This window comes from Polaromonas sp. CG_23.6, from assembly GCF_029892315.1.
Classification (GTDB): domain Bacteria; phylum Pseudomonadota; class Gammaproteobacteria; order Burkholderiales; family Burkholderiaceae_C; genus Polaromonas.
This window is the reverse complement of record NZ_JARXUY010000004.1, coordinates 1-26375: the sequence shown is the minus strand read 5'-3', so window position 1 is coordinate 26375 and position 26375 is coordinate 1. Positions and strand designations below refer to the sequence as shown.

Genomic DNA, 26375 nt, shown 5'->3' with positions numbered 1-26375 from the left:
GAACTGGTCGGGGGTCTAAGCCGGAACCGCCGAAAATTCCGTCATCTCAACTCCAGCCCGGCCACGAGCGCGTCCAGGTCGATCATCTTGCCGCCGCTCTGGAAGGTGTAGTGCCCGTTCAGCAGGATGTGCCGCCAGGCTACCGGTGAAATCTTGGTGATCAGCGCCATGGCCTTGGCGTTGCCGCTCGCTTCGCACTTCGTCAGCAGGTGCGACAGAATGGCCGAGTTGTAGTAGATGATCGCGTTGGCGATCAGCCTGGCGCACTGGTTGCTGATCTCAAATTCGATGTCGGTGCGCCCGGTCAATTCCTTCTTCCCACCGACCTGCGCGATGGTCGAGCGTAGCTGGTGGTAGGACTCGACGCGGTTTTGCGAGCGATGCACGCTGCGTTCCAGTTGCGGATCGCGCAGGTAGCGCAACGTGTAGATACTGCGCACCAGCTTGTCGAACTCTAAGATCGCGCGCCGTGTCGGATTCGGCGCGGTGTAGGTGCACAGCTTGCGGATCAGCGTGCCCTGGGTCATTTCCTTCAGGCCCAGCGTGGCGACGATTTGGTCGATGTTCGGCTTCTCGCTGATGATGAGCTTCTGGTCGATCTGGCCGACCGGCCGGATGAGGCACTTCTCGTACAGCACCGGATCATCGGCACAGTACAGCGCCTGGAGTTGGTCTTCGAGGTTGGTGAAACGTGGCTCGAAGCGCAGCCCGAACCAGCGCAAGATGGCGAAGTTCGCCTTGTTCACGCTGTGCATGTCGCCGGTGATCGCGGTCGGCACGATGTCCGACGTGTTGCGATACCAGATGTCGAACACGTGGTGCGCCTCGAAGTCGTGCGCGCCGATCAGGTAGCCGTTGAGCGGCACGTGGTTGCACAGCAGTGTGTACGCGACGACGCCCTTGCCGCGACCGAAATATTTGCGCGAGTAGCGCGCCTTCACGGTCGGCCGTTCAACGCCGAACTTCTGACCATCGACAGCACCGTACAGCGTATCGAGGTCGAACGAGTAATGCGGGAAGATTGGCAGCGCGGCGATGGCGTTGCTGATGCAGTCGTTGGCCGCATGCAGCGATGCCTGGCGCAGGTACTGCTGGTAGGTCGTTTCTAGCACGTGGTAGGGGATGTCGCTGGTGCGCGCCATGACCTGATTGCCGTGGTTCATCGCCTGCGCGATGATGACCGCCATCAAGCTGTCGGCGTCGGCCACCTTCTTCGCATAGCGCGGCTGCAGCGGCGTCAACGCCGACAGGAACTGGCACTGGCCGTTGACAAAGCGGAACACGTCGGCGACATCGCAGTACGGCAGTTGCTCGTAGAACGTCTGCTCGCGGACCTTCTGGTTCTCGCCCTTGAGCTTGCGCCAGATCAGCGTCTGCTTGTCCTTATCGTAGTCCAGGTGCGTCAGCTGACCCTGCTTCAGTTCGCGGTTGAATGCCAGCCACTGCGCGCCCAGCTCGACCGTCAGCGCATCGAGCTGGGCATCGACCGGCTGCCGCAGGAAGGGGATGTCCATTTGCGCGAGCACGTCGGCCTTCTCGTCCATCGAAACCAGTTCGTCGGAGAAGTGGCGGTGTTGCAGGCTGTCGTCGAGATAGATTTCGCCCGACTTGAAGCGCTTCCTGATCTGCCGATACAGCCAGAACTCGTAGCGGTCGGCGTGCAGTCCACTCGGCTTGCCGTTGGTATCGAAGGTCAACAGGTAAGGCCGCAACCGCTTCGGCAACGTGGCCGCCGGACATTCGGCCAGCGGCCGTTGCGACAGACGCTGCTGCTTGGCGAACACGCTCTTGGCCCAGGCCAGCGCCGCGAGCCACGGGCTGTCGGGGGCGGTGCTGGCAAAATCGAGCGCGACATACAGTGGTCGCAAATGGCGGCGGATGCGTTCGGCCAGGCCGTCCACCGCCTGCCAGTGCAGGGTCAGCTTGCTCGCCGGCTTCACACTCATGCGCTGGCCGGTGAGGGCAAGCGTGTCTTTCGGCATGATCTTGTACGCGCGCTGCCGCACGTTGCCGAACGGTGTGGCGTCGGTCACCGTGTCATCGACATAGAGCAACAGGAGGCGGCCAACCTGCGGCGTGTCTTGCTGACGGCGCACCTGTTGCGCTACAAACGACTTCTGCGCGCCCGCACTGCTCTCTTCCTCCAACTGCTTCATGTGATAGGCCATTGCATCGACCAGGTTGTCGCAGAGCTGCCGGTAGCGCACCCAGGCGTAGCACAGCAGGTAGAGATGGGTCTGATCCGCCTTGAGGTTGCGCAGGTCGTGCACAGTGTAGAAGTTCGCCAGGCTCGCGTAGTAGGGGTCTGAGGTGCAGTGGAACCGTAAAAGCAGTTAAGAGGACAAGATGAATGGCCAAATGAAATTTGGGCCTGGTCTGACTTCACGCAAGACCGTCAGCCGGATCGCGCAAGGCCCGCAGTTCGCCCTTGGCAACGGCGTCGGGCACCAGGAACGAATACCGACCCAGCATGTTGATGTGCTCGTGCAATAGTGGTGATAGGCGGGCCACGTCATCGTCGTTTACGCAGTAGCCCTGCGCACGCAGCTGACTCAGCGCGGCCTGCATGTAGAGGGAGTTCCACAGCACGATCATGTTGAGCACCAGGCCGAGCGCGCCCAACTGGTCCTCCTGTCCTTCGCGGTAGTGCTGGCGTAGCTCCCCGCGCTTGCCATGGAATACTGCACGCGCGACGCTGTGGCGCGCCTCGCCGCGATTGAGCTGGATCAGCGTTCCCCGTCGTTTGGCCTCGTCATCGATGTAGCGCAGCGTGTGCAACGTCTTGTCGATCCGCCCGTACTCGGCGATGGCTTGCGCCAGACGGGTGGGCTGGTCGCCGACCTGCAGCGTGCGCATGATGCCGCTGGCCGATACCTGGCCAAGTTTGAGCGAGCCGGCCAGGCGCAGCATGTCATCCCAGTGCGGCGCGATGCGGTTCATGCGCAGAAGGTTGGCCGACATCGGGTTGAGCAACCCATAGTCTGCGTGCGGGTCAATTCGCCAAAAGCGTGTGCCGCCAACATCGGCCAGGCGCGGGCAGAAGCGATAGCCCAGCAGTCGAAACAGGCCGAATACCACGTCACTATAAGCGCCGGTGTCGGTCATGATCTGCGTCGGTTGGAGATCGGTTTGCTGCTCAAGAAGAACGGCCAGCAGAATCAGACTGTCACGCAACGTGCCTGGCACGGTGATGTCGTTTAACCCGGAGAACTGATCCGACAACATGTTGTACCAGGTGACGCCACGGCCGACGCCGAAGTATTTCGGATTGGGTCCCGCATGCACTGTGCGCACCGGCACCACGAAACGCATCCCATCGGCTGAAGCAACCTCACCACTGCCCCACAGGCGGGCCAGCGCCAGGCGACTCTGAGCCGACACCAGTAAACCATTGGCAGCGGTTAGCGTGTCGTCACGTACGTAGTTCTGATCCACCCAGGACAGCCGATCGCGCTTGAGGGCGGGAACGTCGTTGCGGATCAGCGGTTCCATCCCGGTATTGCAGGCCTCGGCCATCAACACCGCACACACGCTGACGTGCAGATCTGCAGCGCGAGCCGTGTGCTCCGAGAGGTGCGTGAAGGCGTCGGTGAAGCCGGTGCGCGCGGCGATTTCCAGAATCAACTCCGGCAGGTCCACGCGCGGCAGCATGCTGCTCACCTTCTGGCGCAACGCAACCAGCGATGGCGGCTCTTGCATCATGTCAAGCGTGCTGAGCACCAGCTCTTGCTTGCCCGCAACCGTCTCGAAGCGCACCGCCTTGTTGCCTGGCAGCCGTGCCGCCACGCCGCGATAGGTCAGGTCCAGTTCGCTGGCCAAGGCGGCCAGCATGGGCTCGGGCTTGACCGACAAGCCCAGCGTGCGACAGATGATGGGGCGAGTGGCTTGCCACTCGGCGCCATCGAGAAGGCCAGCACGCGGATCGGCATACCGCCAGCTCGGCGCTACAAACACGTCGCGGCGCTTGAGCGAAGTTTGCAGCTTGTTCAGCACGCAAAAGGTGTAGGCACGCAGATCGACGCCATCCTCCTCACCACCACTAAAAACATGCGACTGCCAGGCCTTGCCAACCACCTCCCGCGGGGCGGCGCTGGCGGGCTTTTTGAGCATCAGATTGACTCGCAGCCAATCAATGGCCGCGACAAGCGGCTCGCCCGCCACATTGGTGCCGAAATGCACATGCTTGAGCAACATTGGCAAGAAACGCCGAACCGTTCGGTATTTGCTCTGCAACTCGCTGTAGTACACGTTGCTGGCGGGCCGGATCAAGGCTTTGACGCCATCGACGGCTTGCGTGAGCGTCTGGCGTGGGATATTGCCGAATAGTTTGGTGCGCAGTTCGGCGTCCGAAATTTCGGGGTCGAGCAACATTTGGCAAGCACTGGCCAGTATCGCCGCGGCCCGATCCAGATCCTTCAGCGTGCGCAGACGGGCCTTCTTCTCGGCTCGGGTTGCCTCGCCGAACAGCTCGCGCAGCAGCGCCTCCAGCACTTCCAGGACATCATCCTGTGCCGAGGCTTCAAAGCAATGCGCAAAAGCCACCAACGTGGCCAGGCGCCGCAGGTTTGGCAACCTGGCGACCGCGCTGACCTTGGCCGCGCCCGCGAACCGAGCCAAAGCGGCCACACGGGCGGCTGGAATCCGTGCCGAGGCAGGCAATCTGACCCCCAGATCGCGAACCGAGTTCAGCCGCTCCAAGGCCTGAACCAACGAGACGCTGCTGACCATGACCGGACCCGTGCGAAGACGATCCAGCAGAGAACTTCGTGTTCCCGCAGTGACGCTCAGCAGTCCCTCCAGCTGGGCCTGCTGGTGCGTGCTGATGCTGCTGGCCAGTGAACGCCACAGTCGCTCCTCCACGCGGTTGCGCAGACGAGCCACATGCCGTTCGAGGATGCTGCATCCCGGTAGCAGCACTTTGTGCGTCACCAGCCAGGTGGTTGCCCGCTCGAACAACATGCCAGGCCTGTCCGTGCCGGTCCAGCACAGCGCATACAACCACCGCGTCAAACGCCAGCCTACCCGAGGATTGGTGATATCGACGTAGCCATAATGGGCGCAAATTTCTTGCGTGTGCTGCAAGCGTTGGCGGCCATCGCCATAGGCCTGGATGGCGTTGAAAGATGGAACATACAGCTGCTTGGCCAGCGTCTGCAGCACGGGCGTCGGCACCTCCATTGGATCGTCCAGGAAGGTGCCGAGGTAGCGCACCGTGCCGAGTTGCACAGCAAAGCCGAGCCGGTTGTGCTCTCCACGCTTGGATGCGATCAGCGCCATATCGGCATCGTCGAGGTGAAAATAGCGTGTCAGGTCCTCGGGCGATGGCGCCCCGGTGTAGCTGCCATAGTTCTCGCGCTGCGCGGGAGTGAGAAAGCCAACAGGCATGGGGTCAGGCCCCAGCTGGTTGACGTTGGAGGGCCCATACTCGTTTGACTTGGCTGGTACTACAGCCGGCAAGTTCAGCCGTGCGCTTGATTGTCAAGCCGGTGCGGCGTAGCCCAACGATGCGCTCGTGAGTCGCTGTGTCGGGGATACGCCCGGCGTACTTATGGGCATTTTTGGCAAGCTGCACACCTTGGCGCTGACGTTCGCGGCGTGTCTCGTAGTCGTCGCGGGCCATCTGCAGGGCCAGCTTGAGGAGCAATTCCTGCACCGACTCCAGCACGATGCGGGTTACAGAATCAGTAGCCTTTGTGAGGTCGGTGAAATCGACCACGCCAGGCACGGCCAGACGCGCGCCTTTAGCGCGGATCGAGGCGACCAGCCGCTCGGCCTCAGGCAGCGGCAGTCGACTGATGCGGTCGATCTTCTCGGCCACAACCACCTCCCCCGGTTGCAGGTCAGCAATCATGCGCAGCAGTTCGGGACGATCAGCACGTGCGCCGGACGCCTTTTCACGATACACGCCAGCGATGTAATAGCCGGCCTGGCGCGCGCTGTGCTCGATGTCGGCTTGGCGAGCAAGGTCTTGTTCGTCGGTGCTGACGCGTAGGTAGAGTCGGGCAATTTTCATGGAGTTGATGGCCAAGATGGGTATACATCACTTGACCACCTCCCCATGACGCGGCCAAGAACCAAAAAGCCAATGTAATTGGGCCTCACCCTATTTGACCATCTATCTTGGCCTCTTAACTGCTTTTACGGTTCCACTGCACCTCAGACCCCTAGTACAGCAGGTTCTGCTGCGAGACGCCAAGCTTGGGCAGCAGCGCCTTGGCGATTCTGTGCAGCGGCTCCAGCAAGGCGCGCTTTTCGCGCTCACGGATCATCTGACGCCAACCGAAGTCTTTGGCATCCTGCTTGAGCGCCGCTAGTTGAGACAGGGTTTCGTCGCGTATCAGGAGTTGGACCAGCGCGGCCTTGGACGCGTCGTCCAGGACTTCCGACAGCAGGCCACCCAGCCGCCGACGTTCGGCAGATAGCGTTTCGCTGACCAGCTCTTGCAGGGTGGTGTAGCCGGGCCGGATGATCTTGCGCTCGTTGAGCCAGACGATCAGCTCGGCGGCCACGAATCGTGGCGTCACGTCGCGCCTCGCGGTCTGCGTGGCATGCTGCCCAAGCTGCGGCAGGAACTCGGCCGTCCACAACCGGTAGCCGAACAGCTCGGCGACCCCCTCGCGCTGAGTGTAGTGCTCATGCTTGGTGATCGGCTTGCGTTCGAACGCCTCGCCATGGAAATAGCGACTCAGCACGAAGGCGCAATCGTCCTCGACCTCGCTCCAGTCGAAGCGGAAGAATGCATGCTTGGCCTTGAAGTAGCCGATCTGCAAGAGGCAGTAGACTTGGGTATCGAGGCCGGGACGGTTGCTGGCGAGCGCCAGTTCGGTTTCCGTCAACGCCAGGTATTGCAGCCGCTGTGCATCGTCAAAGTCCGGCAGGCCGTACAGAGCTTCCTGTTCGGCATCCGGCAAGACGGTCAAGCGCTCGCTCTTGGCAGTCATCGTGATGACCCTCCACGTGATCCCGTCCAGCCAAACCGCGCCAGGGTTTCGATCAAGGTGGTGCGCTTGACGCCGAAGTTGCGGCACACCGCCGCCTTGGACATGCCGCCGTCCAGCGCGGCAGTGATGGTGTTCAGCTTCTCACCAGTGATCGCCTGTGGCCGCCCGCCGATGCGGCCTCGCCGCTTAGCGGCGGCCAGACCGGCGACGACGCGCTCCTGGATCAAAGCGCGCTCGTACTGCGCGAGCGCGCCAAACACATGGAACAGCAACTCGCCCGATGCGGTGGCGGTGTCCATGCCCTCGGTCAACGACCGGAACGCCACCTGTTTGTCCTTAAGCGTATTTACGATGGCGAGCAGGTGTGACAACGAGCGACCGAGCCGATCCAGCTTCCAAACCACCAACACGTCGCCAGGTCGAACGAATTCGAGTGCCTGCGCCAAGCCTATGCGGTCATCCTTCGCGCCGGAGGCGTGATCCTCGAACAGGTGCCGTGCATCGACGCCGGCGGCCAACAGCGCGTCGCGCTGCAAATCCGTGCTCTGTCGGTCAGAGTCCGATGACACGCGCATGTAGCCAACCAACATAAGCGGAAAACTATCAAGTTGAGGTTTCCGCATGGTAGCAAATAGCGACATGGTTTTTCGCATATTTTTAAGGCACCACACGAACGTTTTTGCTGGTTCCCGGCGGCCTGTCGCCAAACACCTGTTTTACGTCACGCGCATCAGCTCCAAAAGGTTTGCGAGAAACAGGTTCAAATGGCGGCTGGCGAGTAAGCGTCCGACGAATACCATTCTTGCGCGAGGTTGATGGGCCGGGCAGTATCCGGGGAGTTGCACGCCATCATGGTGTGCACTCAACCCGGACAAGTGCACACCGTCATGGAACCTCCCAAAGATCCCCTCAAGGCCACCAAGCGCAGACACAGCGCAGCCTTCAAACGCAAGCTCGTCAAGCTGACCGAGCAGGCCGGCGCCTCGGTCGCGGCCATCGCGCTGGCGCACGGCATCAATGCCAATTTGCTGTTCAAGTGGCGGCGCGCACAATCTGGCCGCCCGGCGCGGCTCAAGCCCGTCACGCAGGCCGTACTGCTGCCGGTCACGATGGATCCCTTGCCACCGGCAAGCGCGGTCATCGATTTGCCAGCGCCAACGGTGCGGGCACCGGCGGCCGGCGTCATCGAGATTGAAGTGGGCGGCGCGCGCGTGCGACTGCGCGGCAGCGTCGATCCGGCCAGTGTGCGCTGCGTGCTCCAGGCCCTGCGGGACGCGCCGTGATCGGCCTGCCGGCGGGCACGCGCGTGTGGCTGGCCGCTGGCCTGACGGACATGCGCCGAGGCTTTGACGGCCTGGCCGCCTTGGCGCAAGGCGCGCTGGCGCAAGATCCCTTCTCGGGCCATGTGTTTGTCTTTCGGGGCCGGCGCGGTGACATCGTCAAACTGCTGTGGTGGGACGGCCAGGGCATGTGCCTGTTTGCCAAGCGCCTGGAGAGGGGCCGCTTCGTCTGGCCGCAGGCCGACGCCGGGGCGGTCTCGCTGAGCCCGGCGCAGTTGTCCATGCTGCTCGAAGGCATCGACTGGCGCATGCCGGTGCGCACCTGGCAGCCCACGCTCGCTGCCTGAGTTCATGAACGGATGACCTGCTCTGCCGAAGGGGCGCGCACGGGGAGCCGGGTGGAGGTAACACCACATGCGGGGGCTACCCGCAACCGTGAAACCCCTTCTTTTGGCGTGCCGGTTTTGCTGGCAAAGTGGCGCCCATGAGTTCACACGCGCTGCTGCAACAAATCGATGCCTTGAAGCAAGGCGTCGCGCAGCGTGACGAGCAGATCGGCGCGCTGCGCCTGGCCATCGACAAACTCACGCTGGAGCTGTTCCATCTCAGGCGCATGCGCTACGGGCGCTCGAGCGAGAAGGTGGACAGCGCCCAGTCACAAGTGCAGGCGCCTGGCGTGGCACTCGTGCCAGCGGGTGACGCGGGGGAGGCCTTGCAAGGCGCCCCCGTCGCCGACCTTGAGGACGCCCGCAAAAAGCGCCAGGCCGCTTCCCGCCGCACCGCCCCCCGCCAACTGCCCGGGCATCTGCCGCGCCAGGAGATGATTCACCTCGCATCAAGCGACTGCACTTGCCCGGGGTGCGGCACCGAACTGCGCCAAATTGGCCAGGACACCTCCGAAGTGCTGGAGTACCAGCCTGGCAGCTTCCGGGTCGTGCGCCACGTGCGCCCCAGACTCGCCTGTGTCCGCTGTCACACGATCGTGCAGGCTTCCGCGCCGAGCCGTCCCATTGATCGTGGCCTGGCAGGCGCCGGACTCATCACGCAGGTGTTGGTGGGCAAGTTCTGCGACCACCTGCCGCTGTACCGCCAGAGCCAGATCTACGCCCGCCAGGGCGTGGTGCTTGAGCGCTCCACGCTGGCGGACTGGGTGGCCGGCGCGGCGCGGCTGCTCCAGCCTTTGGCCGATGCCGTGCGCCGCTACGTCCTGCGGGCGGGCAAGATCCACACCGATGACACGCCCGTGCCGGTGCTCAGCCCGGGCCGTGGCACGACCCGCACGGCCCGGCTGTGGGTGTACGCGCGCGATGACAGGCCAAGCGGCGATGCGTCGCCGCCAGCGGTGTGGTTTCAGTATTCCCCGGACCGCAAAGGCGAGCATCCCAGGGGCCACCTCGCGGGCTTTGCCGGCACCTTGCAGGCCGACGCGTTCGCGGGCTACGACGCCCTGTTTGCCGATGGCCAGGTCGTCGAAGCGGCTTGCTGGGCTCATGCCCGGAGAAAGTACTATGAAATCCACAAGGGACAGGACGAGATGCCCGGCACGCTGGCCCATCAGGCGCTGCTGCGCATCGGGGTGCTGTACGCCATCGAGAAAGACATTCGGGGCAAGCCCGCAGAGGAACGCCGGCGCCAGCGGCAAAGCCGCGCCAAACCCCTGGTCGAGGCGATGCACGGCTGGCTCCATGACGCCCTTGGCCAGCTCTCGGCCAAGTCGTCCATGGCGCAGGCCATTGGTTACTCGCTGAACCATTGGCAGGCGCTCACGCGTTTCGTGGACGACGGGCACATCGAGATGGACAACAACGCGGCCGAGCGGGCGCTGCGCGCAGTCGTCCTCGGGCGTAAGAATTACCTGCACTTTGGCTCAGACGCCGGCGGCGAGCGCGCCGCCGTGATTTACACCCTGATCGGCTCGTGCAAGCTCAATGGCATTGATCCCCAGGCCTACCTGCACCATGTGCTGGAGCGCATTGCCGACCATCCGATCAACCGGATTGACGAGTTGCTGCCCTGGCGGGTGGCCGAGCGGCTCCGGCCTGCGTGGCCAGCAGCCCAGCAAACGCAGGACATGGCGCGCGCAGCCTGATGCGGGCCACGGCCTGTCCACCGATTTCGCTACAGTAGCCAAACATGACTGCCAAGCTGCACCGACTGCCAGGAGGCGCGAAGAAACCCGGGGCCAAAACCGCAGCCAATGCAAATGGCGAACTGCGGGCGTACCAACTCCATGTCGAGCTTGAATGGGTGTACCCCAAGGTCTGGCGCCGCCTCTTGGTGCCCACCACGATCGACCTCTCGCGCCTGCATGTCGCGCTCCTGTGGGGCACGGGCTGGCAAGGCGGGCATCTGCATGAGTTCGTCTTTGCCGATGCTAATTACGGCCCGTTGGAGCCGGATTGGGACTTGCCTGAAGGCGTGATCGATGAGGCCAGCGTCACGCTTGAAGAGGCGCTGTGCGCGCGCAGGACGTTCCTCTACGTCTACGACTTCGGGGACAACTGGCGCCACAAGGTCAAGGTGGAAAAAACCGTCACGCTTGACGCGCCGCTGTCGCTGGCGTTGTGCCTGGCCGGAGAAAACGCCTGTCCGCCTGAGGATGTAGGCGGCGCGCCGGGCTACGAGGACTTCGTGCAGGCATTGGCCGATCCAGCCCACCCGGAGCACGACGAACTTAAAAAATGGATCGGCCGCCCGTTTGACCCTGCCGCATTCGACGTGGCCCAAATCAACCAGTGGCTCAACCACACAGAGTCTTGAGTTTCAATACGGGTACTGGGCGGACGCTTACGCTGGCGACACGACTGCTTGTTTTACCCCGCATCGGAGTACGTGAACGGAGCGTTCGGACATTTAGTCGAGCGCATTAAGCATGCTTGCCGGTTGATCGTCTGAACGAGCGACGGAATTTTCGGCGGTTCCGGCTTACAACCCCTGGTCGGACTGAACGATCAAGGCGGGCCGGGGTTTACCAAAATCACCCTGCATGGCAATGGTGACGAAGTCGCCTCGCCTCATGCGCTCCAGCCGTCCGCATCGGCCAGCGCATCATCCATGAAGTTGAGCAAGTCCACGTCAGCCATGTCAGCTTGCGCGGCCAGCCTGGACTGACGGCGGCACTCGGCCGCGAAGTCAGGACGCCGGGTGTCAGGCACCCAGATTTGAACCGGGCGAAGCCCGGCCATGCGCAGTGCATCGCGACGCTTTTGAACGCGTACAGCCACGGAAAGAGCCATCGCAAACCTCCTTTTCATTAGTTACATGTAACTAATTTAGCAGATTTATAGGTTACATGCAACGCCATCTGATCGACTAGCGTTTTTCGCAACGTTCTAAAACCGGATAGTGCCTCAAGGACGCCGCAAAAGGCTTATGGCTACCACCCCCTTGGTTTCCAATCAATCGACGCAGGAAGGCCTGTTCTGGCGAACTCAACAGCCTTTGCACCCTCCCCTCTTGCTCGACAGGGTATTTCGCCCCCTCGTGTAGAGGGGGTCGGGGGGTTAGTCGATCAGAAGCTGAAGTTTGTTTGCTTCACTGGCCATCGCTGCGGTACACGAAGTGCCCGCACTTGTGGCTGTTTATGCGACCTCTGCAAGGGGTCTGTTGTTGTGTTGGGGATGCCGGGTGGGGAGCGCGAAGCGCGGGCGCAGGCCGAAGGCCGGAGGAGCTGGCGGGGCGAAGCCCCAAGAGGCGGTGCTAGGTTAAGTAAAGGTTAAATACGGGTTAGCACTGTTTTCAATCGGGCTGTAGGCCACGCCAGTCATGGCGTTGAGAGTTATCCACAGTGGGTCTAAACTCAATAGTTCATGTGTCTAAACTCAATGATTGATGTGTCAAAGATCAACGGTGTGGATAACTCCTAAGGCGAATGTGAAATGTCCCTAAACTCCTTGTCGCGCATAGGTTTTAGCCAAAACAGGCATGTGTCAAAACTCAAGGGTGTGGATAAGTTGTCCAAAGTGGATTTAACAGTTGTTTAACACCTGAAATATGAGTTTGAAATGCTTCAAACTACATCTCGAACGTCTTCTCAATCATTGGAATTCATACTTTTATGGGTCAAAACTCAATAGCGTCATCAGCATTCTGAATATTTATTGTTAGTCCGTTTCACTGTGACTAGATCTTCATAGACATCGAATTCTGTTAAAAATCCACAGTTGACTAAATTTGTTAGTGCTCGTTTTACAAGCCTTCGAAGTTCTGGCTTATTGGTTTCGGTCAATCCGGCACCAAAGGCAATCGTTTCAATTTTTATTGGATGCGGTATCCGATGGGTTGCAAGATACCCATGGAGCCATGTTGCAAGACCATCGGGTAGTTGCAGTCGTTGTTTCCATTCCAGTCTGGTGAAATAGTTATCGCCAAATAGCTCGACTAGCTCGGGAGCAATGCGCACCCTCCAGCGTTGGAGCTTTTTTTGAGTTTCGCTATCTTCATACTCAAAAAATGGAATCATGGACAGACTAACCCCTCGTTCAAGACGCTTACTGTAAACATCAAGGCTAGTGGCCTGCATCCGACGCAAACACTCCTTGAGGCGGAGGTAGCTTTTGCTATTAATTGACCACTCAATGTCCTTGCAGAACGAGTACGCAGTGAATTCGATAAGCTGGCCAGCTACATGGCGACGCGCCAGATGAACAAGTTGCAGCCATACCGTTTCATCATCCTGGCGTAGCTCTTCACCTCGGTAACTGATTCGTCCATCACCGATGACTGCAACGGGTTCGCTTTTCATCATTGCACGAGGATTTTTTCGATTTCGTGCGTTAAAAAGAGCAGAACGAAGAATTTCGTTTGGAAGTGATCGCATCACTTCTGGCCACAGCGGCAGCTGGCTAATTTCAACAGTGAGTGCAGTTGATAAGGCAGGCTCTATTTCTGATAGAGGCAAAAGAACATCTGCAAAAAAATCACTTTTTTTTGCAGAATTCAGTTTCGTTTTATTGCTCAAACTAGACAGAATTTTCGGTTTAGGTGCTGACTTTACGTGCTTAATAGCGGCCATCTTTTGCACGACAGCTAACGCTTCTACCTCTGTCATTCCGGTCTTAATTGCTTTTTTCACCCATGCTTCTTGAGTGCGTTTTGTCGTCAGCTTTTGATCGATCATTTTGTCTATTCCCATCATAAACTCTATATAAATAGATAGCTATATAGTTATCTATCCATCTAACTATTTTTTCAAGAATTCTCGTAATGACTGCTCTACTAGTTCCGTTTCAGTTACACGAAAGCCTGCATTTACAGATCGTTCATATGCCTCACGTTTGAGTTCATTAATCACATCAAGAGGAAGTCGGAAAATTTTTTGTTCACGATGCACCTTAGTTTCTACTGCTGGTTGAGCAATTAGCCTTTTAGGCGTCTCAGGTGCTGGTTGTGTAATTTCTGTCCTGTCAGCAGTATCAGCAGCACCGCCTTCGAGAAACTCAGATGGATCTTTTTTCAACCTAAATTGATCAGTATTGGGTTTGGCCTTCATGCTTGAACCTCACGAAAGAAGGCTTCAATTTCAGCAATAGCAGCTTGATCCTTGCCCAACTCTTGGACAACAACCCCCTCGCCAATGGCGCGACGGAAAGCAACGCGCTCGCAAATTTTCGTTGGCAGCACCGTGAGGTTTTGTTCGGCCAGAAATTTCAGCATTTCAGCGGCATCCTTGGTACGCGGATCAACACGGGTTAGCAATATACGCACATCCAATTCTGGGTTGTAATCGCGACTCAATTCGACTACTTCCAGTAAATCCGTCATGGCTGCAGCATCAAGGCTACTTGCACCAATTGGCACGATCGCTATGTTCGCCAACAACAGGGCAGAACGCAGGCCAACGGAATCACGGCCGCCAGCATCAACCACCACATGCTCATATTTGGCTGCAAGCTGTTTTCCTTCAGAAAGAATCGCTTTTCCGGCAAGACATGTTGTAGTCGGGCTTGGACCATGCGACGAATTGTCACGCCGCCACGCCGCCCAACTCGCAGCGCTAGCTTGCGGATCGCCATCAATTAACAAGGTTTCGCCCAAACGCGCAAGCATTGTTGCTAGATGGACTGCCGTCGTAGTTTTCCCTACTCCACCTTTGGTATTTACGATTGCATAAATCATCGACATCTCTCCTAAATAGCTATCATTATATATAGCTATCTATCTATTTATTTATCTATCTAAAAATAATGTTTACCTAAAAAAATTACTCAATTTAGCTCAAAGCTGCGGGCATCGGGGTTTAGGGAGCAGCGGAACGCAAAACCCAGTTAAGACCGTGCTCGTCGCATTGGTCAATGCGTTTTGCCATAGGAGAAACCGTGCACAAACCTTCCTTTGCGCAACGATGACTGAAGGACCGTCCATCAAGGCATTGTGTGTTGCACAAATGTATTGCAAAATAGAATTAATTTGCAATAGGTTTATGCACCAATGCTGATTGGCTACGCACGCGTCTCAACCCAGGATCAGGAAACGGCGGCACAAATTGCCGCGTTAAAAACAGCCGGGTGTGAACTGATATTTCAGGAGAAGGCCTCGGGTGGCCGGTGGGACCGGCCGGAGTTGCATCGCCTGCTCGGGCAGTTGCGCAAGGATGACGTGCTGGTGGTCTGGAAGCTCAACCGCCTGTCACGCTCACTGAAGGATATGCTCAGCCTGATGGAGAAAATCGCTCAGGCGCAGGCTGGCTTTCGCAGTCTGACCGAAGCGATTGACACCACCTCCGCCGGCGGCCGCATGATGATGCAGATCGTCGCAAGCTTTGCCGAGTTCGAGCGTGCAATGCTGCGCGAGCGCACGCGCAGCGGTCTGGATGAAGCGCGCAAGCAAGGCCGGCTTGGAGGGCGACGCCACAAGCTCAGGCCCGACCAGCAGAAAGAAATTGTCAGCCTGATTCACACGGGTCAGAAAACCGCAGCAGCAGCAGCTCGACTGTTTAATGTTCATCCCGCGACCATCTCGCGTCTTTTGCAGCGCAACAAAATTCCTTAACCGTGTTTTGCGTTCCATTGCGCCCTAAACCCCAACATCACGCCGACATCGCCAAAGTCCAGGAGTGGCTCGGGCATGCGAGCATCAGCACCACGCGCGTCTATGACCGGCGTGGCTCGCGGCCAGAGGACTCGCCGACTTTTAAGGTAGCTTACTGAGTTTTGAATGCAAATCCCAAAGCTTTCATCGCGGTTTTTAGGGTTTTATCGATTTCGCATAGGCCTGCTAAAGGTCATTTCTTTGTCGAGGCCTGTCTGTACCCTGCGAATGGTCCCCTGATCCCCCCCCCGTGAGCTTGGATGGTCCTCATTTCCTCGGACCAACGCAAAAGCTGAGCACCATACCTTTGCCTTCTGGCATGAGCAACACGAAATGCTGCTTTTTGGCCTTTTCCGAAAGGCGACACGTGACAGGGCTTGTTAAAGCAGCTTGGCGGAATCGAGCAGGCAGTCACAAACGCCTCGATCTCGATGGTCTGAGTGCGGCATCAGTTCACACATAAGGCAGCTTAACTTTCTACGCGTAATTTTTCATTTCAGTTGTGAGCCTAAAGCGGCACTGAGTTAGCGATTTCTGATGTATTTTTTTGGTATGGAAAAAAATTCCCAGGTTCCCCCTAAATTTCTGCCGCAATTAACCGTTATGTATCTCAACATATCCGCGAAATTGCTTTTTCATATCTCCACTCTATTTGCCAAGCTCCGCAACCTAGCAGGGTTCAGCCAAACACTTGCTTAAATCATCAGCACTTCACGAGTTGAAAATGAGGGCATCCGTTGATGCATTCACACACAAAAAAAATGAAAAAACTTACCCAGCTTGTCTATATCAGCCGCTCAACTTCGGTCAGGCCGGAAAACTTCAAGGGGATAGAGCCCACTGTGGGTCGCATTCTCCTGAAGTCCCGAATCAACAACAAGAGAAGTGGTTTGACGGGTGTTCTTTATTTTGGCGACGGTTGCTTTTTCCAGTGCATTGAGGGTGAAGAGGAAGCAGTCCTTGATCTTCTGCAAAAGATCAAAGACGATCCCCGGCATAGCGACATCACTGTGCGTTCACAAAGATGGATAGAAAAACGCTCTTTTGGAAGCTGGGAAATGAAGTTCGTGGCAATCGAGGCGCCGTTGACAAAACTACTCGAGTCGCGAGGATACAAACGGTTCGATCCTTATCAGTTTGACAACCAAATGGATGAAAGTGTGCTGCATTTTCTTGGCGCTGCCACGGCCGTTGACACGATCAGTGAATAGGGCAGTTATCACAGCGTATCTGCCCGCTCCTCATCATCCGCACTACCCCCAATCCGTTTTACGGTTTCGTGATCCCTGAAAACCGAGAACTACGAATCATCGATACCCCAAACCAAATCTCGGAAATTTATAGAAAGGAAATTGCTTATCAATTCCGGTGCTCGAACATTGAACGCCGTTCGCTTTCGCGAGTTGCCGAATAAAGCATTGCGTTGTGCAACAAAGTTAATTTGTGATTCGATATTCTTTCATCCTGCAACTCCAGGCCCTGTCGCTTCTCTTCAATCGTTAAAATAAAAATGTCAATAAATCAACTTATTTATATCAGTCAAGCTGTTCGGAAAATGTCTTCGGCAGAACTCAGCGCCATTCAAAATATATCCAAAGCCAATAACGAACTGATCGATGTAACGGGTAGCCTGTTTTACAATGGAGGCTGGTTTTTACAGGTCTTGGAGGGCCCAGCAGCAACCCTGAACGCTCTTTTTCACAAAATAGAAAAAGATTCCCGTCATAAGAATTCGCGTCTTCTTTACAGCGAACCCGCGAAATTTCGAACCTTTACTCGTTGGGGCATGAACATGACTAATTTAGAAGATCGACAAGCTGACAAATATGATGAGCTAGTTGAAGTCATCGAAGCTGCAAAAACGGATCGAAAAATTGGTTCTGCGTCTCCTGCGGTGACATTGCTCAAGATTTTCAAAAGTTAAGCGCCACTGCCAGTCCTTTCGCGCTAGGCGCTCTTTTTTTGAGTTGTTCTTGTAGAGCGTCCACATTTCCGCAAACAGCTCTTTCAGGGAAACGTTACAACGCGCCGCCTTTATTTTCACTTTGACGGCGAGTGAAGGCAGGCTGAAGCCGACGATTTGGCGGCAACACATGTGGTTTCAGCATGCTTTCTTGCTATTACTCACTAGTGTCGCGTCATGAGGTAGTTGTCGGGTAAAGCCGTTTTAGCTTGATTCGCGCATTCTTGGTCGTGAATTGCCAGTTGACTTTGGCCTGAAGGTTGTCGCGGCGACTCTGCCAGGCAGCGACTTCGCTTCGCACCGTCTCGATGTTGTCGATGCGCCGACTCAGGCACTGGCCCACCATGACGTTGATCTCGATCTCGGCCATGTTCAGCCAGCTGCCGTGCTTCGGGGTATAGACGAACTCGAAGCGGTCCCACAGCGCCTTGGCCTGCTCGGGGGCAAACGTCTCGTACAGCGAGCCCGGGGTGTGCGTGTTGAGGTTGTCCATCACCAGCGTGATGCGCTCGGCGTCGGGGTAGCTCTGCGCGATGTCCTGCACGAACACTGCCCAGTCCGCTTTGGTTCGGCGCTCGGTGACCTTCGTCAAACGTCGCCCAGCCAGCGGCTCGCTAGCCATGAACACGTTGCACACGCCGCAGCGTTCGTATTCGTAGTCATGGCGCTCGGGCCGCCCGGGCGCCGCTGCAATGGGCTCGCGGGTCTCGCGAATGAGCTGCCGGGGCGTCTCGTCCATGCACACCACGGGGTGCTTTGCATCGTAGGGCCGACTGTAGATGTCCAGCACCTTTTCCATGGCCGCCACGAATGCGGCGCTGGCCTGCGGGGCAATCACCCAGCCAACTTTCCTCCACGGCTTGAGTTCGTTTTTTTGAGCGCCCGCCGTACCGTCTCATGAGACACGCTGTCCACCAATTCGAGCTCGACCAGCCGATCGGCCAGCAGCCGCAGCGACCACCGTGCCTGGCCTTCGGGCGGCGCCGAGCAGCTCAGGGCCAGCAGCTGCGCTTCCAGGCGGCCATCAATCTTCAGGTCGTACTCGCACTTGGAGGGCTGGCGGTTCAGGGTCAGCTCCAGGCCTTCCTGGACAAACTTCTTCTTGACCCGATCGACCTTGCGCTCGCTCACGCACAGCATGGCCGCTATGTCGGTCTGACTCAACCCAACGGGCCTCCACAAAACCCAGGGCGATTCACATGGGGGAAAACGCACCGTTCGGCTGCCCGGCGTGGAGTTCGTGCGCCGCGTCCTGCAGCATGTGCTCCCCAGCGGCCTCAAGCGCATTCGCCACTATGGGGTGCTCGCTTCGAGCTGCAAGGCGGTCAAGCTGGGTGCTGCGCGCCTGGCCCTGGAGATGCCAGTCATCGACCCTCAGATTACTGAGCCGGTCAAAGCCTTCATGGCAAGGGTGGCCAGGTTTGACGTGGACCTGTGCCCGTGCTGCGGGACGGGACGGCTGCATGTCAGCGGGACACTGCCGGGCGCCAGACAGTTGCTAGCGCCCGGCGCCACTACGGTATGGCCACAAATTCGGGGGCCGCCATAACGACGGAACCCGGATCCTCACTGCCACTGCATGGCACGCCCTGGCGTTACTGGCCGTGCTGTGCGCGGCATTCTCACATCTCGGCGCGAACCATCCCAAATGACCACGCCATCCCAGATTTGAGGCCGCGTTGCGTGAGTGGCGTCCTTGCACCATGCCCGTTTGCAGCGCCAGCGCCCTCTTGAACTGATCCGGCTGGCACAGCGAAGCTTTCAATCCCCTCTTCTTGCCGCTGTCCAGGGCGGCGGTTCAGTCCAACAGGTTTATCTGCCGCTGATCAGCAGCAGTGAGCCTTGCTGGTATCGTGGCAGCGGCCGATAAACGCTATTCGTTATCAACAGTTGAGACGGTGTTGTAGTGCGTATTCGACAAAATGTTGGCGGGGATTGACGAACTCAAAATTTCGCACATAATGCATTGACGATTTAACCAAAATGCACAATCATGAAACTTCAACCGCCTGTTGATTTCCAGCCATCGTTGACCACCGAACGGCTCTCTAAAGTAGCCGAATGGCTGTTAGAGGAGTGGTATGCCACTGAGGATGACTTGGTTCGCGACACTGATACTCCGTACACGCGGGGAACAACTCGCTTTGGGCGGCAAAAGCAAAGAATCGTCAATGAGTACCTCAAAGGTACACATGATTGGCTCAGTATTGAAAATAGCACCTTCGATTTAGTGTTTTCGATTGGTGGGATTCCCTGCCGGTTCAGCAACGACAATGCGTCGGCTCCTACAAAACGTGCAGTGCTTGAAGTGCATCGATTCCAGATGCCGTTAATTGAGTTTGCAGAGCCTGGCCAGGCCGTACGTTTCTGCTTTGTGATTGACTGCGCAATGGATGAGTTTTCTGGGCCGTGCGTGGAACTTCTGGGATTCACTGCCACGGATGGCCTAGTTTGCCGCTGGAAATCGAAGGCGTTGGTTCGTACGCTGATTGACGTTAAACAAGCTGTACCAGACCCCGTCGAAATCTCGAAACCTATCGTTGCGCCGAAGCGCCGCAGCTTAGGAGCCGATGTACAAGCCGCTCCAGGAGGCAAATGAACGCCGTACTAGGCTCCAATATTCGGCTTGCGCGCCTTTTCCATGGCCTTTCCCTATCTGACCTAGGCGAACGGCTGGGGAAGTCGAAGCAATTTCTAAGTCGAATTGAAACCGGTGCAGAGCCGGCTTCGTCGGCACTTGAGCAAGCCCTTGTCGATGACTTGCAGATCCTTCCAGAGTTTTTACGGCATCACGATCCGATGCCACTGACCGAAGAGCAGTGCCATTTTCGAAAGCAGCTGACGACGAAGGCGACGCTCCGTCAATATGCGCGAGCCCGCGGTGAAATGCTAAAGCGTCTTGTATGCGTACTAGACCAGTATCTGGAAATGCCGCCTTACCAAATATCAGAAGCTGATCCATCATCAGATGAAGCTATAGAGCAAGCAGCTGAGCGCTGTCGTGGTCAATGGGGTTTAGGCTGGGGGCCGATCAGCAACGTTACCCGGGTTGCAGAGAATGCCGGTGCCGTTGTCATAAGGGTGAACGGTATGGCGAACGAAGTGGATGCCGTTTCCTTTGCGACTAGTCGGCCCGTCATCGCGTTGAATGGAGCAGGGCGCTCGGCGTGCAGGGGGCGGTTTGGTGTCGCGCATGAACTGGGGCATTTTGCGTTGCATATCGGCGTACTGACAGGTGACAGGCTCACTGAGGCGCAGGCAAATCGTTTTGCCAGTGCTTTTTTGCTGCCTCGAACCTCATTCGTAGCGGAGAGCCATCTCGCGCTCCGACGGTCCAGACTGAATTGGGACGGCTTGAGCGAGCTAAAGATGCGCTGGGGTGTATCCAAGGCCGCCCTTTTATATCGTGGCCGCCAGCTTGGTGTTTTTACTGACGAGCAATTTCGGTCTGGGTATATCGGACTGAATCGCCATGGCGAGGCGATTGAAGAAGTTGAGGATAAGAATATTGCAGTGGAAATTCCGGAAGTGGTCTCTGAAGGGTTTCGTGTTCTGACAGATCACTTTGGTGTGCCGGTCGCGACAGTGGCGCGGGAAATGCATGTCCAGCCACATTTACTTTTTGATCTGCTTGGCATGAGTACACCTGAGGCGACAAACAACGTCGTCAACCTGTTCGCTCCTGCATGACGAAGCTCAATCACAATCGGCCGCTTCTGCGATACCTTGACAACATCCGCAGAGAGATAGCTGTCGAGGCAAGCAAAGCTGATAATTTGTTCAGAGATACCCGAGCCTCAATACCGATAGCAGAGGGCAATATTTTTCCCCTTAATGCAATCGAATCAGCGGTATTTTCAAGATTCTTTAGTGCGATAAAAAATCATCTCGATATCGAATTCACCTTAATTGCAGCAGGTATTAAGGGGGCCTCAAGGCAATCCAAATTAGCTGCCAAGCAGGCAAATCCAGAGGCTGCAGAAGTTCAGCTCAAGGCTGCAGCCTTGGCATTCTCCGCTCAGATGTTTTTGTCAACACTAAACGGTCGAATGAATCTGCTCAATCTCTACAAAACATTGGAGGAGGAAATAAAAAATTCTGACTTTTTCCTATGGAAAATGATCAACGATGTGGCTATGAAGGACGCCATGCAAGAGATCGCTGCTCTGGTTGATAAGCATACTCATGGCATGCCATCCAAGGCCTAGCCCCTTCACACTGTTCCGCAAGCATTACTGATCACCAAGAGTCGCCTTGAGTATTCAGTTCGCCGGCGCCTTCTAGTTCAACGGCAGCATGACACCTACACGCTTGTAAAGGGTCGTGCGAGACACGCCGTACCTCTCGGCAATGTGCTTTTTACCTTCACTGCTGGATCCCCGAACGGGTTAGCTCAGTTCAATGGCCAGCTGACACGTTTGCCACATAGGCTGATTGCCGTACATGTCCGACTCTACTCATTGATTTATAAAAGTTTTTTACAAAACGAGAAATGGGCCGCAAACTGCGGCCCATTTTGGTGTAGGTGGAAGAGGAGAGTACAGCGGTCTTACCCAGCCTGTACCTCCAATTCCTGGCTTTTTCGGTTGCGTAGCTCTTAAGAAACCTTACGTCATAAAGCTATGCTATCACAACAATTTGAACTTAGAGCAACATGCGGATCGATCAGCACCTACAAACTACAACACTTGGGATCAACACCCGACAGCATTTTTTCTTGAGTGCCTGGTTCAATTTGGTGCATCAACATTCGCTCGACTCCTACCGCGTCCGAGTGATGAACCCGCTCAACATCCTACGTGAGCTTCGGCGAATGTTCGATCCGCCAGCCGATGACAGTGATCGAAAAGTGGTCGCGGAAGAGGCCATGGAAATTTTTCAGGGGCATCCAGTCATCACAGCTAACCCTTCACACTACCCTGCGCTTCACGACGCGTTGTCGCTGATTTCCGAAGCTTTGCAGCAAAAGGAAGGCGGCTTTAAGAAGAACAGTTTGCTTCTCAAATCGTTCATTAGAGAGTTTGACTCATCGCTCAAAATGTACTTTCTCGAAGACTGCTTCGCATGGATCGAGAATTCATTGGCGCTGATTCCAGCAGGAGAAACGCCAGCACAACGCGAAGATTGCCAATCGCAAATTCAGAGGGTTTGCCGTGACATTTTGAGCGTAGCGCACGACGAGGGGTTCAGTCTTGAGAGTCTTTTTCACCTTTACCGCCATCTAGCTGATGGTGAAAGCGCAAATCAAGAATCCAACAAAGCGTTTGTAGATGCAGCTTCAGCATTTGAGGTTATGCCGCCACCACTGGCACCAGCCCCTTATAGCTTCGTTGAGCGATTCGCACGAGTGAAAAACGAGATTATGGCGCCGGCGAAAGAACATCACGTCATCTTCGTAATTTCTGGCGCTTCAACCGCGCAGATAGGGAAAGTTTGCGGTGAATTCGGCAGCATCACCATCTCCGAAGACAGCATAGATTTACCAGACGATGTCTCGAAAAAAGTTGTTCTTCAGTTTTCGAAAGCCCGTAGCCGATTATTTGCTTCCGCCGTAGTCACCAGTAGGGATGGTCGATCTGCGGGCTTAGATGCGTACCGCCAGATTGGCCAAGTCCTGGATCTAATGCGGTTCGAATACGATACGCCGAAAATTTCTGTAGATACTCGCTTCCTCCTTAGAGACGGCAACAAATGCCTATTCATAAGTCTTCCGCAATTGATCCCTAATCCTGAGGCTGAACCTCCAACGAGAAGTCTTGAGGAATTTGTCAAGCATTTGGATGGACTCGCTACTAGAGACTCGTCACAAACCGAATCGAAAGACCGAATTTTCTCGGCCTTCCGTCTTTATCGAATCGGAACAAGTGCAAATATGTTCGAAAACAAGCTTGTGAACTGGTGGACTGGCATTGAATATCTCACCAGTGGAGCAAAATCCAGCGGCAGTATTGGTGAGACGGTTAAAGGCGCGCTGGCACCCACCCTAGCCTTAACCTATTTGTCAAAACATTTAACTGCATTTCAAAGTGCACTTGCAGATATAGATGGTGAAGTGCTGATTGATGGCGTGATGATCAAAGTGAGAGACTGCTCGAATGCAATCCTCTACAAAGCGCTGAAAGACGCAGCGCAAAAACCAGCGCTAGAAATTTTATGCCAAGGCAGTCCATATCTTTGGACTCACCTCTTGACCTTCATTGAAAATCTAAGCACCCATGCGAAAACAGCTGCAATGCTGAAAGCACACGATCGACGCGTGCGGTGGCAGATCGAGCGAATCTACCGTGCACGCTGCGACATCGTGCACGCTGGCGGCCAAGTCGTAATGGCCAGCCTGCTGTGCGCAAATCTCGAGTTCTATCTGCGTATGACATTGAAATCAATGCTGAAGGTGTTCGGAAGCGTCCCTACACTGACCGGACCTGCAGAATTCTTCGAAAGGCAGCGCCACCAGTTTGCGCAGGTCTTGCAAGCACTGGAACCCATAGACAAAAAGATTTCGTCGGACTTTCCGCTGTTGGCTACGTTAAATTGAAGACGTTCTCCGTTCAGTTTAAATTTAGCCTAAACTTCTGGGAATGGCCAAGGAGCAAACGTCAGCAATAACCCTGGATCAGATCAAAATCCGCTCTACCTCGTCAAGCGAGACCTGGTCGTTTCGCCGGTCATAAAGGCCCGTCGTGCGGGCGCTTTCATGGTTCGCCATCTGCTGGGCAATCTCCAGCTTGCCGCCATTGCGCAGGTAGGGGTCGTCACAGAAAACGGAAAATAAAGCACGTTAAGGCTGATGGGGCGACATCGCCTTGTTCTTGGCCAAGAGCCGTGCGACCGTTGAAGGGTGAACATTGAACAGGCGTGCGGCATCGGCTGCAATTTTTTGCCCGGACGCGACCAACTGCACGATTTCCTGTTGCTGGCGTGGGGTGAGCTTGGGGCGCCGGCCCCCTACACGGCCTTCCTTGCGCGCGACGAGCAAGCCGCTGCGTGTGCGCTCTCGCAGCATGGCACGCTCGAATTCGGCGAACGAGCCCACGATCTGCATCATCATCCGGCCTGCTGAAGTGGTGGTGTCGATGGCTTCGCCCAAGCTGTGAAAGCCGGCGCCCAACAGCTGCACCTTTTCCAGCAGCATCAGCAAGTCCTTGAGCGAGCGCGACAGCCGGTCGAGCTTGCAGACCACGAGCACATCGCCGTGGCGTAGCTGATCGAGTAGCCGATGCAGCTCGGGGCGATCCCAACGTCCTGCCGATGCTTTTTCTTGAAAAATGCGTGTGCAACCGGCCGCTTGGAGCGCTGCAATTTGCGCGCTGTTGTCCTGATCCTGGGTGGAAACACGGGCGTAGCCAATATGCATCTTGAGGTTTTCTTCAAAAGGATGGGGAGCACCTATAAACCTGTTGCCATTCGTTTGAGTAATGCAATATATTTGCGCAACTCATGCTCTCCCGTGGGATTCGAGCATTGCAGCATAGCTGCGCAAACGATCGTTTGCGCACCAGCATAACCAGGAACCCTTGATGCCTCGTCGTTCCATTCTTTCAGCCGCCGAGCGTGAGAGCCTGCTGGCACTGCCCGAGGGCAAAGACGAGCTTATCGGGCTTTGCACCTTCAGCGATACCGACCTGGCCATCATTGGACAGCATCGTGGGCCAGCCAACCGGCTTGGCTTTGCCATCCAGCTGTGCTACTTGCGATTTCCCGGCGTCATTCTGGGCGCCGATGAATCCCCATCGCCTGCCTTGCTGCGCATGGTGGCCGCGCAACTGAAGGTGCCAGTAGCTTGTTGGGATGAGTACGGCCAGCGCGATCAGACCCGCCGTGAGCATCTGGTTGAACTGCAAACGGCGTTTGGTTTCAAGCCCTTCACCATGCGCCATTACCGGCAAGCCGTCCAAACGCTGACAGAGCTGGCGTTGCAGACCGACAAGGGCATTGTGCTGGCCAGCACGCTGGTCGAAAACCTGCGTCGTCAAGCCATCATTCTCCCGGCCATGAATGCCATTGAGCGAGCCGGCGCCGAGGCCATCACGCGTGCCAACCGGCGTATCCACGCAGCGTTGGCCGATTCACTGACGCTGGCACACCGCCAGCGTCTGGACGAGTTGCTCCAGCGCAAGGAGGGCAGCGGGCTCACCTGGCTGGCGTGGCTGCGGCTGTCGCCGGTCAGGCCGAACTCGCGGCATATGCTGGAGCATATCGAGCGCCTCAAGGCCTGGCAGGCGCTGGACCTGCCCACCGGCATCGAACGGCTGGTCCACCAGAACCGGCTGCTCAAGATCGCCCGCGAGGGCGCCCAGATGACACCCGCCGATCTGGGTAAATTCGAGCCGCAGCGGCGCTATGCGAGCCTGGTCGCGCTGGCCGTGGAGGGCATGGCCACCGTCATTGACGAGATCATTGACCTGCACGACCGCATCATCGGCAAGCTGTTCAATGCGGCCAAAACGAAGCATCAGCAGCAGTTCCAAGCGTCCGGCAAGGCCATCAACGACAAGGTTCGCCTGTACGGGCGCATTGGTCAGGCGCTGGTGCAAGCCAGGCAAGGCGGCAGCGATCCCTTCGCGGCCATCGAATCGGTCATGTCCTGGGACGCGTTCACGGCCAGCGTGACGGAGGCGCAAAAGCTCGCGCAGCCCGAGAGTTTTGACTTCCTGCCACATGTCGCCGAAGGCTACGCCATGCTGCGCCGCTACACCCCGCAGTTCCTGGAGGTGCTCCAGCTGCGGGCCGCGCCCGCTGCCAGGGATGTGCTTGAGGCCATTGAAGTGCTGCGCGGCATGAACACCGACAACGCCCGCAAGGTGCCAGCCGATGCGCCCACCGGCTTCATCAAGAAACGCTGGGAGAAACTGGTGATGCCCGATGTGGGCATTGACCGGCGCTACTACGAGCTGTGCGCGCTGTCCGAGCTCAAGAACGCGCTGCGCTCGGGCGATGTCTGGGTGCAGGGCTCGCGCCAGTTCAAGGACTTCGAGGACTACTTGGTGCCGGCCGGCAAATTTGCCAGCCTCAAGCTGGCCAGCGAGTTGCCGCTGGCCGTGACCACCGACTGCGACCAGTATTTGCAGGAGCGCTTGTCCCTGCTGGAGCAGCAGCTGGCGACGGTCAATGCCCTGGCGGCAGCCAACGGCCTGCCCGACGCCACCATCACCACCGCGTCCG

At 57.0% G+C, this 26375-nt stretch carries 20 protein-coding genes and 6 pseudogenes; 13 read left to right on the top strand and 13 right to left on the bottom strand.

The features are described from left to right. Positions 1–41: 41 nt before the first annotated feature. The 5 genes and pseudogenes from H4V98_RS21360 to H4V98_RS21340 all read right to left on the bottom strand — a co-directional run. Positions 42–2300 (bottom strand): annotated as a pseudogene (locus tag H4V98_RS21360) (Tn3 family transposase); the annotation flags it as partial. 82 nt (positions 2301–2382) lie between these two features. Beyond that, positions 2383–5385 (bottom strand): Tn3 family transposase, encoded by a 3003-nt coding sequence (locus H4V98_RS21355; protein ID WP_280758050.1) that lies wholly within the window; start codon positions 5383–5385, stop codon positions 2383–2385. Positions 5386–5389: 4 nt separating this feature from the next. Continuing rightward, positions 5390–6013, bottom strand: coding sequence for a recombinase family protein (locus H4V98_RS21350; protein WP_280758082.1), 624 nt, complete (start codon positions 6011–6013; stop codon positions 5390–5392). Positions 6014–6124: 111 nt separating this feature from the next. Further along, positions 6125–6941: pseudogene (locus H4V98_RS21345) on the bottom strand (DUF4158 domain-containing protein); the annotation flags it as partial. Continuing rightward, positions 6938–7531, bottom strand: a complete 594-nt coding sequence (locus H4V98_RS21340) for a recombinase family protein (protein WP_280758049.1) — start codon at positions 7529–7531, stop codon at positions 6938–6940. The gene H4V98_RS21340 and the pseudogene H4V98_RS21345, both read right to left, overlap by 4 nt. Before the next feature lie 297 nt (positions 7532–7828). Here H4V98_RS21340 and H4V98_RS21335 point away from each other — a divergent pair, with 297 nt between their 5' ends. From H4V98_RS21335 to H4V98_RS21320, 4 genes are all read left to right on the top strand, one after another. Continuing rightward, on the top strand, positions 7829–8224 hold the full coding sequence (locus H4V98_RS21335; RefSeq protein ID WP_280757188.1) for a transposase: 396 nt from the start codon (positions 7829–7831) through the stop codon (positions 8222–8224). Further along, positions 8221–8568 (top strand): IS66 family insertion sequence element accessory protein TnpB, encoded by a 348-nt coding sequence (tnpB, locus tag H4V98_RS21330; RefSeq protein ID WP_280757187.1) that lies wholly within the window; start codon positions 8221–8223, stop codon positions 8566–8568. The genes H4V98_RS21335 and tnpB overlap by 4 nt, the downstream gene beginning before the upstream one ends. A 137-nt stretch (positions 8569–8705) precedes the next feature. Next, positions 8706–10310 carry an IS66 family transposase gene (locus H4V98_RS21325; RefSeq protein WP_280757186.1) on the top strand — a complete coding sequence of 535 codons (1605 nt, stop codon included), beginning with the start codon at positions 8706–8708 and terminating at the stop codon, positions 10308–10310. A gap of 44 nt (positions 10311–10354) precedes the next feature. Then, a complete protein-coding gene (locus H4V98_RS21320) occupies positions 10355–10981 on the top strand; it encodes a plasmid pRiA4b ORF-3 family protein (RefSeq protein WP_280757185.1) in 627 nt (208 codons plus the stop codon). Positions 10982–11158: 177 nt separating this feature from the next. Here the strand turns inward: H4V98_RS21320 and H4V98_RS21635 are convergent. From H4V98_RS21635 to H4V98_RS21300, 5 genes and pseudogenes are all read right to left on the bottom strand, one after another. After that, positions 11159–11239: pseudogene (locus H4V98_RS21635) on the bottom strand (type II toxin-antitoxin system PemK/MazF family toxin); the annotation flags it as partial. Beyond that, the gene (locus H4V98_RS21315; protein WP_196870749.1) at positions 11236–11457 is read right to left on the bottom strand and encodes an antitoxin MazE family protein; all 222 of its coding nucleotides are present in this window, start codon (positions 11455–11457) and stop codon (positions 11236–11238) included. The pseudogene H4V98_RS21635 and the gene H4V98_RS21315, both read right to left, overlap by 4 nt. Positions 11458–12302: 845 nt before the next feature. Continuing rightward, positions 12303–13358, bottom strand: a complete 1056-nt coding sequence (gene trfA, locus H4V98_RS21310; protein WP_280758048.1) for a plasmid replication initiator TrfA — start codon at positions 13356–13358, stop codon at positions 12303–12305. 45 nt (positions 13359–13403) lie between these two features. Beyond that, a complete protein-coding gene (locus H4V98_RS21305; protein WP_280758047.1) occupies positions 13404–13712 on the bottom strand; it encodes a hypothetical protein in 309 nt (102 codons plus the stop codon). Then, positions 13709–14338, bottom strand: a complete 630-nt coding sequence (locus H4V98_RS21300) for a ParA family protein (protein WP_280758046.1) — start codon at positions 14336–14338, stop codon at positions 13709–13711. Before H4V98_RS21300 ends, H4V98_RS21305 begins: the two co-directional genes overlap by 4 nt. A gap of 312 nt (positions 14339–14650) precedes the next feature. Here H4V98_RS21300 and H4V98_RS21295 point away from each other — a divergent pair, with 312 nt between their 5' ends. The 3 genes from H4V98_RS21295 (at position 14651) to H4V98_RS21285 (ending at position 17174) form a co-directional block, all read left to right on the top strand. Continuing rightward, the gene (locus H4V98_RS21295) at positions 14651–15211 is read left to right on the top strand and encodes a recombinase family protein (protein ID WP_280758045.1); all 561 of its coding nucleotides are present in this window, start codon (positions 14651–14653) and stop codon (positions 15209–15211) included. Positions 15212–16011: 800 nt separating this feature from the next. Further along, the gene (locus H4V98_RS21290) at positions 16012–16461 is read left to right on the top strand and encodes a BLUF domain-containing protein (protein WP_280758044.1); all 450 of its coding nucleotides are present in this window, start codon (positions 16012–16014) and stop codon (positions 16459–16461) included. Between the two features lie 299 nt (positions 16462–16760). Further along, positions 16761–17174, top strand: a complete 414-nt coding sequence (locus H4V98_RS21285) for a BLUF domain-containing protein (protein WP_280758043.1) — start codon at positions 16761–16763, stop codon at positions 17172–17174. A gap of 214 nt (positions 17175–17388) precedes the next feature. Here H4V98_RS21285 and H4V98_RS21280 read toward each other — a convergent pair. Next, positions 17389–18365 (bottom strand): annotated as a pseudogene (locus tag H4V98_RS21280) (IS630 family transposase); the annotation flags it as partial. 82 nt (positions 18366–18447) lie between these two features. Between H4V98_RS21280 and H4V98_RS21275 the strand changes: the two are divergent. From H4V98_RS21275 to H4V98_RS21255, 5 genes and pseudogenes are all read left to right on the top strand, one after another. Next, a pseudogene (locus H4V98_RS21275) lies at positions 18448–18546 on the top strand (transposase); the annotation flags it as partial. Positions 18547–19206: 660 nt separating this feature from the next. After that, positions 19207–19812 (top strand): hypothetical protein, encoded by a 606-nt coding sequence (locus H4V98_RS21270; protein WP_280758042.1) that lies wholly within the window; start codon positions 19207–19209, stop codon positions 19810–19812. After that, the gene (locus H4V98_RS21265; protein ID WP_280758041.1) at positions 19809–20903 is read left to right on the top strand and encodes an XRE family transcriptional regulator; all 1095 of its coding nucleotides are present in this window, start codon (positions 19809–19811) and stop codon (positions 20901–20903) included. Before H4V98_RS21270 ends, H4V98_RS21265 begins: the two co-directional genes overlap by 4 nt. Beyond that, positions 20900–21421 (top strand): hypothetical protein, encoded by a 522-nt coding sequence (locus H4V98_RS21260; RefSeq protein ID WP_280758040.1) that lies wholly within the window; start codon positions 20900–20902, stop codon positions 21419–21421. The genes H4V98_RS21265 and H4V98_RS21260 overlap by 4 nt, the downstream gene beginning before the upstream one ends. A 569-nt stretch (positions 21422–21990) precedes the next feature. Next, complete coding sequence (locus H4V98_RS21255; RefSeq protein ID WP_280758039.1) at positions 21991–23748, top strand: hypothetical protein; 1758 nt, start codon at positions 21991–21993, stop codon at positions 23746–23748. Between the two features lie 78 nt (positions 23749–23826). Here H4V98_RS21255 and H4V98_RS21630 read toward each other — a convergent pair. Both H4V98_RS21630 and H4V98_RS21250 read right to left on the bottom strand, forming a co-directional pair. Further along, positions 23827–23958 (bottom strand): annotated as a pseudogene (locus H4V98_RS21630) (integrase); the annotation flags it as partial. A gap of 33 nt (positions 23959–23991) precedes the next feature. Next, positions 23992–24567 (bottom strand): recombinase family protein, encoded by a 576-nt coding sequence (locus H4V98_RS21250; RefSeq protein ID WP_181375641.1) that lies wholly within the window; start codon positions 24565–24567, stop codon positions 23992–23994. 163 nt (positions 24568–24730) lie between these two features. On the opposite strand from H4V98_RS21250, the gene H4V98_RS21245 reads away from it, so the two are divergent. Beyond that, positions 24731–26375, top strand: a 1645-nt coding sequence (locus tag H4V98_RS21245) for a Tn3 family transposase (protein WP_280758038.1), incomplete at its 3' end; no start/stop codon positions are given.

Bases quoted from the DNA above. Each gene is read 5' to 3' on its own strand.
- H4V98_RS21355 (WP_280758050.1), bottom strand. From the start codon at position 5,385: ATGCCTGTTGGCTTTCTCACTCCCGCGCAGCGCGAGAACTATGGCAGC.
- H4V98_RS21350 (WP_280758082.1), bottom strand. From the start codon at position 6,013: ATGAAAATTGCCCGACTCTACCTACGCGTCAGCACCGACGAACAAGAC.
- H4V98_RS21340 (WP_280758049.1), bottom strand. From the start codon at position 7,531: ATGTTGGTTGGCTACATGCGCGTGTCATCGGACTCTGACCGACAGAGC.
- H4V98_RS21335 (WP_280757188.1), top strand. From the start codon at position 7,829: ATGGAACCTCCCAAAGATCCCCTCAAGGCCACCAAGCGCAGACACAGC.
- H4V98_RS21325 (WP_280757186.1), top strand. From the start codon at position 8,706: ATGAGTTCACACGCGCTGCTGCAACAAATCGATGCCTTGAAGCAAGGC.
- H4V98_RS21320 (WP_280757185.1), top strand. From the start codon at position 10,355: ATGACTGCCAAGCTGCACCGACTGCCAGGAGGCGCGAAGAAACCCGGG.
- H4V98_RS21315 (WP_196870749.1), bottom strand. From the start codon at position 11,457: ATGGCTCTTTCCGTGGCTGTACGCGTTCAAAAGCGTCGCGATGCACTG.
- trfA (WP_280758048.1), bottom strand. From the start codon at position 13,358: ATGATGGGAATAGACAAAATGATCGATCAAAAGCTGACGACAAAACGC.
- H4V98_RS21305 (WP_280758047.1), bottom strand. From the start codon at position 13,712: ATGAAGGCCAAACCCAATACTGATCAATTTAGGTTGAAAAAAGATCCA.
- H4V98_RS21300 (WP_280758046.1), bottom strand. From the start codon at position 14,338: ATGATTTATGCAATCGTAAATACCAAAGGTGGAGTAGGGAAAACTACG.
- H4V98_RS21295 (WP_280758045.1), top strand. From the start codon at position 14,651: ATGCTGATTGGCTACGCACGCGTCTCAACCCAGGATCAGGAAACGGCG.
- H4V98_RS21290 (WP_280758044.1), top strand. From the start codon at position 16,012: ATGAAAAAACTTACCCAGCTTGTCTATATCAGCCGCTCAACTTCGGTC.
- H4V98_RS21285 (WP_280758043.1), top strand. From the start codon at position 16,761: ATGTCAATAAATCAACTTATTTATATCAGTCAAGCTGTTCGGAAAATG.
- H4V98_RS21270 (WP_280758042.1), top strand. From the start codon at position 19,207: ATGAAACTTCAACCGCCTGTTGATTTCCAGCCATCGTTGACCACCGAA.
- H4V98_RS21265 (WP_280758041.1), top strand. From the start codon at position 19,809: ATGAACGCCGTACTAGGCTCCAATATTCGGCTTGCGCGCCTTTTCCAT.
- H4V98_RS21260 (WP_280758040.1), top strand. From the start codon at position 20,900: ATGACGAAGCTCAATCACAATCGGCCGCTTCTGCGATACCTTGACAAC.
- H4V98_RS21255 (WP_280758039.1), top strand. From the start codon at position 21,991: ATGAACCCGCTCAACATCCTACGTGAGCTTCGGCGAATGTTCGATCCG.
- H4V98_RS21250 (WP_181375641.1), bottom strand. From the start codon at position 24,567: ATGCATATTGGCTACGCCCGTGTTTCCACCCAGGATCAGGACAACAGC.